Source organism: Pseudomonas sp. G7(2022) (assembly GCF_052660475.1).
Genome location: NZ_CP109659.1, coordinates 4,845,008 through 4,857,250, shown reverse-complemented (window position 1 = coordinate 4,857,250; position 12,243 = coordinate 4,845,008). Strand labels below are relative to the sequence as shown.

The 12,243-nt window shown below is 59.2% G+C and carries 15 protein-coding genes and 1 tRNA gene; 11 read left to right on the top strand and 5 right to left on the bottom strand.

The window, feature by feature from the left end:
* Window positions 1–34: 34 nt before the first annotated feature.
* From ybgC to NE357_RS22180, 10 genes are all read left to right on the top strand, one after another.
* Entirely contained in the window at window positions 35–502 is a 468-nt protein-coding gene (ybgC, locus tag NE357_RS22225) for a tol-pal system-associated acyl-CoA thioesterase (protein WP_169431625.1), read from the top strand.
* On the top strand, window positions 492–1,187 hold the full coding sequence (gene tolQ, locus NE357_RS22220) for a protein TolQ (protein WP_007912733.1): 696 nt from the start codon (window positions 492–494) through the stop codon (window positions 1,185–1,187). The genes ybgC and tolQ overlap by 11 nt, the downstream gene beginning before the upstream one ends.
* Before the next feature lie 23 nt (window positions 1,188–1,210).
* Entirely contained in the window at window positions 1,211–1,663 is a 453-nt protein-coding gene (gene tolR, locus NE357_RS22215; protein ID WP_169432690.1) for a protein TolR, read from the top strand.
* Entirely contained in the window at window positions 1,663–2,742 is a 1,080-nt protein-coding gene (gene tolA / locus NE357_RS22210; protein ID WP_169431624.1) for a cell envelope integrity protein TolA, read from the top strand. The genes tolR and tolA overlap by 1 nt, the downstream gene beginning before the upstream one ends.
* A 17-nt stretch (window positions 2,743–2,759) precedes the next feature.
* Entirely contained in the window at window positions 2,760–4,040 is a 1,281-nt protein-coding gene (tolB, locus tag NE357_RS22205) for a Tol-Pal system beta propeller repeat protein TolB (RefSeq protein ID WP_166742344.1), read from the top strand.
* A gap of 52 nt (window positions 4,041–4,092) precedes the next feature.
* Window positions 4,093–4,590: a peptidoglycan-associated lipoprotein Pal gene (pal, locus tag NE357_RS22200; RefSeq protein WP_003178634.1), complete on the top strand. Its 498-nt coding sequence runs from the start codon at window positions 4,093–4,095 to the stop codon at window positions 4,588–4,590.
* Between the two features lie 6 nt (window positions 4,591–4,596).
* A complete protein-coding gene (ybgF, locus tag NE357_RS22195; protein ID WP_169431623.1) occupies window positions 4,597–5,436 on the top strand; it encodes a tol-pal system protein YbgF in 840 nt (279 codons plus the stop codon).
* 165 nt (window positions 5,437–5,601) lie between these two features.
* Window positions 5,602–6,249, top strand: coding sequence for a 7-carboxy-7-deazaguanine synthase QueE (queE, locus tag NE357_RS22190; RefSeq protein ID WP_169431622.1), 648 nt, complete (start codon window positions 5,602–5,604; stop codon window positions 6,247–6,249).
* A 1-nt stretch (window position 6,250) separates the two neighbouring features.
* Window positions 6,251–6,943 (top strand): 7-cyano-7-deazaguanine synthase QueC, encoded by a 693-nt coding sequence (gene queC, locus NE357_RS22185; RefSeq protein ID WP_169431621.1) that lies wholly within the window; start codon window positions 6,251–6,253, stop codon window positions 6,941–6,943.
* Window positions 6,944–7,006: 63 nt separating this feature from the next.
* A tRNA-Lys gene (locus tag NE357_RS22180) sits at window positions 7,007–7,082 on the top strand.
* Window positions 7,083–7,093: 11 nt separating this feature from the next.
* On the opposite strand, the gene NE357_RS22175 is transcribed toward NE357_RS22180, so the two are convergent.
* Window positions 7,094–7,246 carry a hypothetical protein gene (locus NE357_RS22175; RefSeq protein WP_169431620.1) on the bottom strand — a complete coding sequence of 51 codons (153 nt, stop codon included), beginning with the start codon at window positions 7,244–7,246 and terminating at the stop codon, window positions 7,094–7,096.
* Window positions 7,247–7,353: 107 nt separating this feature from the next.
* Here NE357_RS22175 and nadA point away from each other — a divergent pair, with 107 nt between their 5' ends.
* Window positions 7,354–8,412: a quinolinate synthase NadA gene (gene nadA / locus NE357_RS22170; RefSeq protein WP_039766022.1), complete on the top strand. Its 1,059-nt coding sequence runs from the start codon at window positions 7,354–7,356 to the stop codon at window positions 8,410–8,412.
* 58 nt (window positions 8,413–8,470) lie between these two features.
* On the opposite strand, the gene NE357_RS22165 is transcribed toward nadA, so the two are convergent.
* From NE357_RS22165 to NE357_RS22150, 4 genes are all read right to left on the bottom strand, one after another.
* Entirely contained in the window at window positions 8,471–8,959 is a 489-nt protein-coding gene (locus NE357_RS22165; protein ID WP_102621276.1) for an RDD family protein, read from the bottom strand.
* A gap of 97 nt (window positions 8,960–9,056) precedes the next feature.
* Window positions 9,057–9,269 (bottom strand): cold-shock protein, encoded by a 213-nt coding sequence (locus tag NE357_RS22160; protein WP_065258514.1) that lies wholly within the window; start codon window positions 9,267–9,269, stop codon window positions 9,057–9,059.
* 404 nt (window positions 9,270–9,673) lie between these two features.
* Window positions 9,674–10,798, bottom strand: coding sequence for a glycine cleavage system aminomethyltransferase GcvT (gene gcvT / locus NE357_RS22155; RefSeq protein WP_169431619.1), 1,125 nt, complete (start codon window positions 10,796–10,798; stop codon window positions 9,674–9,676).
* Between the two features lie 51 nt (window positions 10,799–10,849).
* The gene (locus NE357_RS22150) at window positions 10,850–12,226 is read right to left on the bottom strand and encodes an L-serine ammonia-lyase (protein WP_169431618.1); all 1,377 of its coding nucleotides are present in this window, start codon (window positions 12,224–12,226) and stop codon (window positions 10,850–10,852) included.
* Window positions 12,227–12,243 lie beyond the last annotated feature (17 nt).

The window sequence follows — 12,243 nt, the reverse complement described above, 5'->3', positions numbered from 1 at the left end:
CCGGATTGGCAACCCGAGGAGTAAGCACTAGAGTATGCGCGCGCAAAACGGGCTTGAGCCGTTCACACATCGTTGTCGCGTTTATTACGAGGACACCGATGCGGGCGGCATCGTGTATTACGTTAATTACCTCAAGTTTATGGAACGGGCTCGAACCGAGCGGCTCCGGGAGCTGGGCTTTGCCCAGTCGGCGCTGGCAGGTGAGGACCTGTTGTTCGTCGTGCATTCCAGCGAAGCGCGTTATCACGCGCCGGCGCGACTGGACGACGAGCTGCTGGTAAGCGCTGATGTAATCGAATTGAACCGTGCCAGCCTGCGCTTTCGACAGCAGGTCAGGCGGGCAACGGATAATGTGCTGCTCTGCGAGGGGCAGTTTCTGGTGGCCTGTGTGCGCACTAACAGTTTGAAACCCCGGGCCCTTCCCGAAGACTTGCGTGCGGCTTTCGCCGACGCGGTCGGCACGGGTACACACTTGAAGCAGGAGATAAAGCGTGGAAGCTAACGTCGTCGACCATTCCTCCATGTGGAGCCTGGTCAGCAATGCCAGCATCGTGGTGCAGTTGGTAATGTTGACTCTGGTGGCCGCATCGGTGACCTCATGGATCATGATCTTTCAGCGCAGCAATCTGCTGCGCGCCGGTCGACGTGCCCTGGAGAGCTTCGAGGAGCGCTTCTGGTCGGGTATCGACCTGTCCAAACTATACCGCCAGGCCGGCAGCAACCCGGATCCGGATTCGGGCGTCGAGCAGATCTTCCGTGCCGGCTTCAAGGAATTCTCCCGTCTGCGCCAGCAGCCGGGCGTCGATCCTGAAGCGGTGATGGAAGGTGTGGCCCGTGCCATGCGCGTGGCCATCTCCCGCGAGGAAGAGAAGCTCGAGCAGAGCCTGCCGTTCCTGGCCACCGTCGGTTCGGTCAGCCCGTACATCGGTCTGTTCGGTACTGTCTGGGGGATCATGAACTCCTTCCGTGGTCTGGCCAGCGCCCAGCAGGCCACCCTGGCCACCGTGGCACCCGGCATCGCCGAGGCCTTGATCGCCACCGCGATCGGTCTGTTCGCCGCGATCCCGGCCGTTATCGCTTACAACCGTTTCTCTGCCCGCAGTGAAACCTTGCTGAGCCGCTACTACACCTTCGCCGATGAGTTCCAGGCGATCCTGCACCGCAAAGTGCACACCAGCGAAGAATAAGCAGGTATTTCCCGATGGCTTTAATCACTCGAGCCCGACACAAGCGCAAGCCGGTCGCCGAGATGAACGTAGTGCCTTACATCGACGTGATGCTGGTGCTGCTGGTCATCTTCATGGTGACTGCGCCGATGCTCAATCAGGGCGTGAAGGTGGATCTGCCCAAGGTTTCCAGCGAAGCCTTGCCGCAGGACAACAACACCCAGGTGCTGACCATTTCGATCAAGGCTGACAAGACCTACTACTGGAACCTTGGCAGCGAAGTCGACACCGAGAAGCAACAGGACCGGGCCATGACCCTGCCGCAGATGACCAGCGCGGTGACCAAGATCATCGCGGCCGGTAACGATAACGGCAAGCGTACCCAGGTCTTCATCCGTGGCGACAAGTCCGTCGATTATGGCTCCGTCATGGGTGCCATGGGCGGGTTGCAGAAAGCCGGGGTCGGTAATGTTGGCTTGATCACCGAGGCCCCCTGATGCAGCAACAGCGAGAGCCGTCCGCCTCGGAAAGCTACTTCTGGCCCAGTGTCTGGGCGATTGGCTTGCACGTGCTGGTGTTCGGCATGCTGTTCGTCAGTTTCGCCATGACACCGGAGCTGCCGCCGGCCAAACCGATCGTCCAGGCGACCCTTTACCAGCTGAAATCGAAAAGTCAGGCGACCACCCAGACCAATCAGAAGATTGCGGGTGAGGCGAAGAAATCCGCCGCGCGCCAGACCGAAGTCGAGCAGATGGAGCAGAAAAAGGTCGAGCAGGAAGCGGTGAAGGCTGCGGAACAAAAGAAAGAAGAAGCGGCTCAAAAGGCCGAGGAAGCCAAGAAGGCCGATGAGGCGAAAAAAGCGGACGAGGCGAAGAAGGCTGATGAAGCCAAGAAGGCCGACGACGCGAAGAAAGCCGCCGAAGCCAAGAAGGCAGAAGAGAAACAATTGGCTGATATAGCCAAGAAGAAAGCCGAAGAAGAAGCCAAGAAGGCTGCTGAAGAAGAGGCCAAGAAAGCGGCCGCTGAAGAAGCCAAGAAGAAGATCGTCGAAGACGCGAAGAAGAAAGCTGCCGAAGACGCCAAGAAAAAAGCCGAGGCTGAAGAGGCGAAGAAGAAAGTCGCCGACGAAGCCAAGAAGAAAGCTGCTGCCGATGCTGCGAAGAAGAAAGCGCAGGACGCGGCACGCAAATCGGTCGAGGACAAGAAGGCCCAGGCTCTGGCCGACCTGCTGTCCGACAAGACCGAGCGTCAACAGGCTTTGGCGGACGAACGTGGTGACGAAACCGCGGGCAGCTTCGATGACTTGATTCGTGCGCGGGCAGCGGAAGGTTGGGCTCGTCCTCCTTCGGCACGCAAGGGCATGACGGTTGTGCTGCAGATCGGCATGTTGCCGGACGGCACGGTGACCACGGTCAGCGTGGCCAAGTCCAGTGGCGACGGTCCTTTCGATGCGTCGGCAGTGGCGGCGGTCAAGAATATTGGACGTTTGACGGAAATGCAGGGAATGAAGCCGAGCGATTTCGCTCCGTATCGTTCATTCAAGATGACATTCACACCTGAGGATCTAGCCTTGTGAGAAACCTTCTTCGAGGAATGCTGGTCGTGATCTGCTGCATGGCAGGGATCGCGATGGCGGATGAAAAGAACATTCTGGTCACCAGCGGCAGCGATCGGGCTACCCCGATCGCCGTCGTACCGTTCGGTTTCCAGGGCGGTGCCGTCCTGCCGGACGACATGGCTGAAATCATTGGCAACGATCTGCGGAACTCTGGTTATTACTCGCCGATTCCGAAACAGAACATGATCAGCCAGCCAAGCCAGCCGAGCGAAATCATCTTCCGTGACTGGAAGGCGGTCGGTGCCCAGTACATGATGGTTGGCAGCATCGTTCCAGCGGGCGGTCGCCTGCAAGTGCAGTGGGCGTTGTTCAACGTCGCTACCGAGCAGAAGGTCGCGGACGGCAGTGTTTCCGGTACCACCGAACAGCTGCGTGACATGGCGCACTACATCTCCGACCAGTCGTTCGAGAAACTGACCGGTATCAAGGGTGCATTTTCGACTCGCCTGCTGTACGTGACGGCTGAACGCTTCTCCGAGAAGAACACTCGTTACACGCTGCAGCGTTCGGACTACGACGGTGCCCGTGCCGTGACCCTGTTGCAATCGCGCGAGCCTATCCTGTCGCCGCGTTTTGCACCGGATGGCAAGCGCATTGCCTATGTGTCGTTCGAGCAGAAGCGTCCACGGATCTTCATGCAGAACATCGACACCGGTCGCCGTGAGCAGATTACCAATTTCGAAGGCCTGAACGGCGCGCCAGCCTGGTCGCCGGATGGCAATCGCCTGGCGTTCGTGCTGTCGAAAGACGGTAACCCGGACATCTACGTCATGAACCTCGGTTCGCGTCAGATCACCCGAGTGACTGCAGGTCCGGGCATCAACACCGAACCGTACTGGGGCAAGGATGGCTCGACCATCTACTTCACCTCCGACCGTGGCGGCAAGCCGCAGATCTACAAGACCAGCGCCGGTGGCGGTGGTGCCGAGCGCGTGACGTTCGTGGGCAACTACAACGCCAACCCGAAGCTGTCGGCGGATGAAAAGACCCTGGTGATGATCCATCGTCAGGACGGTTTCACCAATTTCAAAGTAGCGGCTCAGGATTTGCAGCGCGGAAGTGTAAAAATCCTCACTGATAGCACTCTGGACGAGTCGCCTACTGTTGCGCCCAACGGCACCATGGTAATCTACGCCACCCGCCAGCAGGGCCGGGGAGTCTTGATGCTCGTGTCCATTAATGGACGCGTGAGGCTCCCGCTTCCTACCGCTCAAGGCGAAGTCAGAGAACCGTCCTGGTCCCCTTACCTGAACTGACGCGGCGCTTTACGTTTTACTTAACACACTGGGGTTCATTAGGAGTTTCACGATGGAAATGCTGAAGTTTGGTAAATTTGCTGCGCTGGCTCTGGCCATGGCTGTAGCTGTAGGTTGCTCGTCCAAAGGCGGCGACAACGCCGGTGAAGGCGCTGTTGATCCAAACGCTGGTTACGGCGCAAACACTGGTGCAGTTGACGGTTCCCTGAGCGAAGAAGCTGCTCTGCGCGCAATCACCACCTTCTACTTCGAATACGACAGCTCGGACCTGAAGCCAGAAGCCATGCGCGCTCTGGACGTTCACGCCAAAGACCTGAAAGCAAACGGCGCTCGCGTTGTTCTGGAAGGCAACACCGACGAACGTGGTACTCGTGAGTACAACATGGCACTGGGCGAGCGTCGTGCGAAAGCCGTTCAGCGTTACCTGGTACTGCAAGGTGTTTCCCCAGCTCAGCTGGAACTGGTTTCCTACGGCGAAGAGCGTCCAGTTGCTACCGGCAACGACGAGCAGTCCTGGGCTCAAAACCGTCGCGTCGAACTGCGTAAGTAATTCGATATGCGAACGTGCCGTCGTGCTGTAACTGTTCTGGCTCTCAGTCTCGCGCCGCTTGCGGCGTGGGCTGCGGTTCCTGTGGTCGATGACAACTCCGGTTATAACAATAGCGGGAGCAGTTATCCGCCTGCAGGTTACGGTACGAACGGCGCCTATGCCGGGGGAGCGGCTTCGGCCCCTGCCTCGGCACAAGGCATGCTGTTCAACCAACTGCAACAAATGCAGGATCAGATATCGCGCCAGCAAGGCGTGATCGAAGAACTGCAGAATCAGGTTGCGCGCATGAAGCAGGAATCCCTGGAGCGATACCAGGATCTTGATCGGCGCATAGGATCCGGTGCTGCACCTGCCGCGACTCCTGAGAATTCTTCTGCCGGTGGCGATGCAAGTGCTGCTGCCGGTGCTGCCGCTGGAGCCGGGGCCGCTGCTGCTGCCCAGGCACCTGCCGCGGGTGGTGAACCGGCTGACCCGGCCAAGGAAAAGCTGTATTACGATGCCGCCTTCGACTTGATCAAGGCCAAGGATTTCGACAAGGCCAGCCAGGCTTTTTCGGCATTCCTGCGTAAATACCCGAACAGTCAGTACGCGGGCAACGCCCAGTACTGGCTGGGCGAGGTGAACCTGGCCAAAGGTGACCTGCAAGGCGCGGGTCAGGCTTTCGCCAAGGTTTCGCAGCTGTATCCCAAGCACGCCAAGGTGCCGGACTCGCTGTACAAGCTGGCTGACGTAGAACGCCGTCTCGGCCACACCGACAAGGTCAAGGGCATTCTGCAGCAAGTGGTTTCCCAATACCCGGGGACCTCTGCTGCTCAGTTGGCCCAGCGCGATCTGCAGCGCATGTAAGTGTGTTTGACCCGTTTGGAAGAAACCCGCGCTTGTCGCGGGTTTTTTCGTTAGAATTCACGCCCTTTTATGAAACACGCTTCTGGTGATCTACGCGTTGGCGGGGTTGCCTGAAGTGCCTGACGGAGGCGGACAGCCTGTTTAGCTGTTACGCCCGTGGCGACTATGCAAGACACATTGAGAATCACCGAAGTTTTCTACTCGTTGCAGGGGGAAACGCGGACTGCCGGGCTGCCCACGGTTTTTGTGCGCCTGACCGGTTGCCCATTGCGTTGCCAATACTGCGACAGTGCCTATGCGTTCAGCGGCGGCACCATTCGTACGCTCGACGATATCCTCGAACAAGTGGCCGGGTATCGTCCGCGCTACGTCTGCGTCACTGGCGGGGAGCCGCTGGCTCAGCCCAATGCCATTCCCTTGCTCAAGCGGTTGTGTGATGCCGGTTACGAGGTCTCGCTGGAAACCAGTGGTGCCCTCGATATTTCGGCGGTCGATCCTCGGGTCAGCCGGGTTGTCGATTTGAAGACCCCTGACTCGAAGGAAGCCCATCGCAACCGTTACGAGAATATCGAACTGCTGACGCCCAACGATCAGGTGAAGTTTGTCATCTGTTCGCGGGAAGACTATGACTGGGCGGTCTCCAAACTGATCCAGTACGGTCTTGAGCGGCGGGCCGGCGAAGTGCTGTTTTCCCCGAGCCACCATGACCTGAATGCACGGGAACTGGCCGATTGGGTGGTAGCGGACAATTTGCCCGTACGCCTGCAATTGCAGCTGCACAAGTATCTGTGGAATGACGAGCCGGGGCGCTGAGATGACTGAGCAACTGAACACTACTGAAAAACGCGCGGTCATTTTGCTGTCCGGCGGCCTGGACTCGGCCACGGTCGTGGCCATGGCTCGGGCCGAAGGCTATCGCTGCTACACCATGAGCTTCGATTACGGCCAGCGCTCCCATGCCGAGTTGCATGCCGCGGCGCGCGTCGCACGCGATCTGGGAGTGGTCGAACACAAGGTGATCGGGCTGAACCTGAACGGCATGGGCGGTTCGGCCCTGACCGACAGCAGCATCGATATCCCGGAGTCGCTCGGTGACGGCATTCCGGTGACTTATGTTCCGGCGCGCAATACGGTATTCCTGTCGCTTGCCCTGGGCTGGGCTGAAGTACTCGGTGCCCGTGACATCTTCATTGGTGTCAACGCGGTGGATTACTCCGGTTACCCGGATTGTCGCCCGGAGTTCATCGAGTCGTTCGAGCGTATGGCCAATCTGGCGACCAAGGCCGGTGTCGAAGGCAATGGTTTCCGTATCCAGGCACCGTTGCAGAACCTGAGCAAGGCGCAGATTGTCCAGGCGGGTGTGAAGCTTGGGGTCGATTACGGGCTGACTGTTTCCTGCTATCAGGCGGACGATGAAGGCCGCGCCTGTGGCAAATGCGATAGCTGCCGACTGCGTGCAGAAGGCTTCGCAGCGGCCGGAATCAGCGACCCGACACGTTATTTTTGATTTTTTTCAAATTAGGTGTTGAATAGTCCTTAAAAATCAGTATTATACGCGCCACCACACAGCGGGTCGTTAGCTCAGTTGGTAGAGCAGTTGGCTTTTAACCAATTGGTCGTAGGTTCGAATCCCACACGACCCACCATTTTTGCTGTTTTAAAAGTCTGGAAGGCCCACGAAAGTGAGGATTTCCGGATTTTTTTTTGCCTGCGATTCGAGCATCCCTCCCTTCGTTTTTTTCCCGCCGTGACGCAGGTCAGAATCATCTTTTGTATCAACGGGATATTCTGTAGCCTTGCGCAGCTTCAACGCTGTCCGTGCCTGATAACACTCACTCTCCCGGCGGTACCCTCAAGCGGTCCGGAGCCGGGTGTATACTCGACTTTCGCGCGAATGCGCCTGCAGGTCTTGCGAACATGACGCAGATTTCCGAACGCCTTCTGGTACAAGCCCACCTCGACGCCAAACAGCCCAAACCGCTGACGGCCGAGGAAGAGGCTTATTACCGTTCCGCCATCGCCGCCGAGCTCAAGGCTCAGGACGCGGTGCTGGTTGCCCACTTTTATTGCGATCCGATCATCCAGGCCCTCGCCGAAGAAACCGGCGGTTGCGTGTCCGATTCTCTGGAAATGGCCCGCTTCGGCAACGCCCACCCGGCCAAGACCGTGGTGGTCGCCGGTGTGAAGTTCATGGGTGAAACCGCGAAGATTCTTAACCCGGAAAAACGTGTGCTGATGCCGACCCTGGAGGCTACCTGCTCGCTGGACCTGGGTTGCCCGGTGGATGAGTTCTCGGCGTTCTGCGATCAGCATCCGGAGCGCACGGTCGTGGTGTACGCCAACACGTCGGCGGCGGTCAAAGCCCGGGCCGACTGGGTGGTGACATCGAGCTGCGCGCTGGAGATCGTCGAAAGCCTGATGGACAACGGCGAAACCATTATCTGGGGCCCGGACAAGCACCTGGGTACCTACATCCAGCGTCAGACCGGCGCCGACATGCTGCTCTGGGATGGTGCCTGCATCGTCCACGAAGAGTTCAAGTCCAAACAGCTGGAAGACATGAAAGCGCTGTACCCGGACGCCGCCATTCTGGTGCATCCGGAATCGCCGACCTCGGTGATCGAACTGGCGGACGCCGTGGGTTCTACCAGTCAGCTGATTGCCGCCGCTCAATCGCTGCCGAACAAGACCCTGATCGTGGCCACCGACCGCGGCATCTTCTACAAGATGCAGCAGCTGTGCCCGGACAAGGTCTTCATCGAGGCGCCAACCGCCGGTAATGGCGCGGCGTGCCGCAGCTGCGCACATTGCCCGTGGATGGCCATGAACACCCTTGAGCGCACGCTCAAGTGCCTGAAGGAGGGCTCGAATGAGATCTTCGTCGACCCGGCCCTCATTCCTCAGGCGATCCGCCCGCTCAAGCGCATGCTCGATTTCACCCAGGCCGCGCGCATGAAGCTGGCAGGCAACGCCTGACCTTGAGTCGTAAACGAAAACGCCCCGATTTGATCGGGGCGTTTTTGCATCTGCAGGGTTACTTTGCTTTCTTCGGGATCCGCACCAGTTGTGTATCCGAGTAGATGTCATGCCAGGCGCGCTTGCGCTTGTCGAACAGCGACCAGAAGAACCCCACCCCCAGACAGAGCCACGACGCAATCGACACCATGAACCGCAGCAGCGCCTGCCACAGGCTGATGGCGGTACCATCGGCGTTCTGCACACGGATGCCCCATACCTGCATGCCCAGCGTCTGGCCGGCGTGGGTCCAGAACTTGGCAAAGAAGCCGAACAGCACCAGCAGCAGAACGGTTGAGTACAGCGGGTCGCCGTCCAGCTTGCCGGCGTCGGTCAGCACTCGCAGGCGCTCTTCGCCGATGATCGCGGCCTGAATCATCTTGTAGATGCCGCCGGTCACGATCAGCAGGGCGGTGCACAGGAGAAAGTCGTAGAACATCGCTGCCAGGCGGCGGCCAAGGCCGACGGCGGGGAAATCGCCCTGGGGAATGAGCAGGTGTTTCGACATGGCAGCCTCTGGACGGAAAGTGAAGCGCCATTTTACGGATTCACGCGCACAAAAAAGCCCCTGATATCAATATCAGGGGCTTTTTCGTTACAGAAGATCAGGCTTCGGCGATGACTTCATCAGCCTGCATGCCTTTCTGGCCTTGTACGGCAACGAAGGTCACTTTCTGGCCTTCTTTCAGGCTCTTGAAGCCGCTGCCCTGAATGGCGCGGAAATGCACGAACAGATCCGGACCGCTTTCTGGAGTGATAAAACCAAAACCTTTCTCGTCGTTAAACCACTTGACGGTACCGCTCTGACGTGTGGACATTTCTTATTTCCTTTGACGCAAAAATTGATGACAGTCTCTTCCTCATGAAAGAGTACTGGGGCTGGTTGCAGGAGAGTAAGAAGACGTCGAACGGGATGTAGCTAACTTGTAGGCTACTGCCCAGGTCACGATTCCAAGCTGACCCATGCAAACACAGTGGACAAACTCTACGCCAACTACGGGAGGAAAAACAAGCCCTGTGAAGGCCCCGGTTTTCCTGCGCTTGCTGGCACTTAGTCGGTCCACTAGTCCGGCTTATTCGATTGGCTTGTTCAATTGTTTTCGAACGTTATAAGCCAAGTTCATATTCGAATCGAATGTAAACGGAGTGCACTGTTTTATGGCGATTGCGTTACACATTAGTGCACGCATAACGCAATCGCGTTACTTATAGAAACAGTCAATCAACCGCGATAGTAGCGTTGTGGAACAAATGGCATTTTGCTTACAAGCATTTGCACCTTTTTCCCACGAACGATGGCCCAGACTGGCGTGTCCAGTGCGACATAGGCGCTGTCGAGGTAACCCATCGCCAATGGCCCGCCCAGGGTCGGACCGAAACCGCCGCTGCACACGCTGCCGATGATTTCGCCGGCTTCGTTGACGATCTCTGCTCCTTCACGGACCGGCGTGCGCTCCTGAGGCAGCAGGCCGACGCGTTTACGCGCGACGCCGTTCTGCTGCTGGCTGAAAATCTGTTCTGCCCCCGGGAAGCCGCCAGCCCGCGCACCATCGGCACGCCGTGGCTTGGATATTGCCCACAGCAGGCTGGCTTCGATCGGCGTGGTCTCGGAGTTCATGTCGTGGCCGTACAGGCACAGGCCGGCCTCCAGGCGCAGTGAATCCCGGGCGCCGAGGCCGATGGCCGCCACTTCGGGTTCGGCCAGCAGGGCGCGAGCGAGTTTTTCTGCATCGCCTGCCGGTACCGAGATTTCGAAACCGTCTTCACCGGTGTAGCCCGAGCGGCTGATGAAGCAATCCACACCCAGCAGAGTCACTCGGGCGAACTGCATGAAAGTCATCTTCGCCACTTCCGGCGCCAGGCGTGCCAGTACGGTTACGGCCGCCGGACCTTGCAGGGCGAGCAGGGCGCGGGCTTCGAACAGCTCCGTAATGGTGCACTGATCGCCGATGTGTTGTTGCAAATGCGCGAGATCCTGATCCTTGCACGCGGCGTTGACCACCAGGAACAGTTCGTCGTTGCCGAGGTTGGCGACCATCAGGTCATCGAGAATGCCGCCGGTTTTGTTGGTGAACATCGCGTAGCGCTGCATGCCCACCGGCAGGTCAATGATGTCCACCGGCACCAGGGTTTCCAGGGCTTTGGCGGCATTGGCGCCGGTCAGGCGGATCTGGCCCATGTGCGAGACATCGAACAGCCCTGCCTGCTCACGGGTGTGCTGGTGTTCTTTCATCACGCCCAGCGGGTATTGCACCGGCATGTCGTAGCCGGCGAACGGCACCATGCGGGCGCCGAGTTCGATGTGCAGAGCGTGCAGCGGGGTTTTCGACAATTGTTCGGTGGACATGCGGAACTCCTTGATTCACACCAACCCTCTCCCGCAGGGAGAGGGGGCTAATTAACACTCGATAATGTTGACCGCCAGACCGCCACGGGCGGTCTCCTTGTATTTGCTTTTCATGTCGGCGCCGGTCTGGCGCATGGTGCGGATGACCTTGTCGAGGGAGACGAAGTGCTGCCCGTCTCCGCGCATGGCCATGCGCACGGCGTTGATCGCCTTGACCGAGCCCATGGCGTTGCGCTCGATGCACGGCACCTGAACCAGCCCGCCGATCGGATCGCAGGTCAGGCCGAGGTTGTGTTCCATGCCGATTTCGGCGGCGTTTTCCACTTGCTGCACGCTGCCGCCGAGGACTTCGCACAACGCGCCGGCCGCCATCGAGCAGGCCACGCCAACCTCGCCCTGACAGCCGACTTCGGCGCCGGAGATCGAGGCGTTTTCCTTGTACAGAATGCCGATGGCCGCCGCGGTCAGCAGAAAACGCACCACGCCGTCATCGTTTGCGCCGGGAATAAAGCGCATGTAGTAATGCAGCACCGCAGGGATGATCCCCGCCGCGCCATTGGTCGGTGCCGTGACCACGCGCCCGCCGTTGGCGTTTTCTTCGTTGACGGCGAGGGCGTAGAGGTTGACCCAGTCCAGCACCGACAGCGGATCGCGCAGTGACGATTCCGGGTTCTTGCACAGTTGCCGGTGCAGTGCTGCCGCCCGCCGCTTGACCTTCAGGCCACCCGGCAGAATGCCTTCGTTACGACAGCCCGCAGCCACGCAGTCCTGCATCACTTGCCAGATTTTCAGCAGGCCGGCGCGGGTTTCCGCTTCCGGGCGCCAGGCGCTTTCGTTGGTCAGCATCACCTGGCTGATCGACAGACCATAGGTGGCGCAGTGACCGAGCAAGTCCTTGGCACTTTTGAACGGGAAGGTCAGCGGGGTGGCATCTTCGACGATGCGGTCGGCACCGGCCGCGTCTTCGTCGACCACAAAGCCTTCCCCGACCGAGTAGTACTCGCGGCTGCGGATCTGCAATCGCGCCGCATCGAAGGCACGGAAGATCATACCGTTGGGGTGATAGGCCAACGGCTTGCGGATCATTGCCAGGTGTTCTTTCTCATTGAACGCGATGCTGTGTTCGCCGAGCAGGTTCAAACGCCCGCTTCCGCGAATCTGCGTGAGACGTGCGGCGACGGTTTCGGTATCCACGGTGTCCGGGTGTTCACCTTCCAGGCCCAGCAGCACGGCTTTGTCGCTGCCGTGGCCCTTGCCGGTGGCGCCGAGGGATCCATACAACTCGACCCTGATACCGGTGGTGGCCGACAACAGGTTTTCCCGGCGCAGGCCTTCGACGAAGCGCGCAGCAGCACGCATCGGGCCGACGGTGTGGGAGCTGGAGGGGCCGATGCCAATCTTGAACAGGTCGAACACGCTTAACGACATGAGTGGTTCTCCGGTTT

Excerpts from the sequence above, each read along its gene's own strand:
- ybgC (WP_169431625.1), top strand. The coding sequence starts at position 35 with ATGCGCGCGCAAAACGGGCTTGAGCCGTTCACACATCGTTGTCGCGTT.
- tolA (WP_169431624.1), top strand. The coding sequence starts at position 1,663 with ATGCAGCAACAGCGAGAGCCGTCCGCCTCGGAAAGCTACTTCTGGCCC.
- tolB (WP_166742344.1), top strand. The coding sequence starts at position 2,760 with ATGCTGGTCGTGATCTGCTGCATGGCAGGGATCGCGATGGCGGATGAA.
- pal (WP_003178634.1), top strand. The coding sequence starts at position 4,093 with ATGGAAATGCTGAAGTTTGGTAAATTTGCTGCGCTGGCTCTGGCCATG.
- ybgF (WP_169431623.1), top strand. The coding sequence starts at position 4,597 with ATGCGAACGTGCCGTCGTGCTGTAACTGTTCTGGCTCTCAGTCTCGCG.
- queE (WP_169431622.1), top strand. The coding sequence starts at position 5,602 with ATGCAAGACACATTGAGAATCACCGAAGTTTTCTACTCGTTGCAGGGG.
- queC (WP_169431621.1), top strand. The coding sequence starts at position 6,251 with ATGACTGAGCAACTGAACACTACTGAAAAACGCGCGGTCATTTTGCTG.
- nadA (WP_039766022.1), top strand. The coding sequence starts at position 7,354 with ATGACGCAGATTTCCGAACGCCTTCTGGTACAAGCCCACCTCGACGCC.
- NE357_RS22165 (WP_102621276.1), bottom strand. The coding sequence starts at position 8,959 with ATGTCGAAACACCTGCTCATTCCCCAGGGCGATTTCCCCGCCGTCGGC.
- NE357_RS22160 (WP_065258514.1), bottom strand. The coding sequence starts at position 9,269 with ATGTCCACACGTCAGAGCGGTACCGTCAAGTGGTTTAACGACGAGAAA.
- gcvT (WP_169431619.1), bottom strand. The coding sequence starts at position 10,798 with ATGTCCACCGAACAATTGTCGAAAACCCCGCTGCACGCTCTGCACATC.
- NE357_RS22150 (WP_169431618.1), bottom strand. The coding sequence starts at position 12,226 with ATGTCGTTAAGCGTGTTCGACCTGTTCAAGATTGGCATCGGCCCCTCC.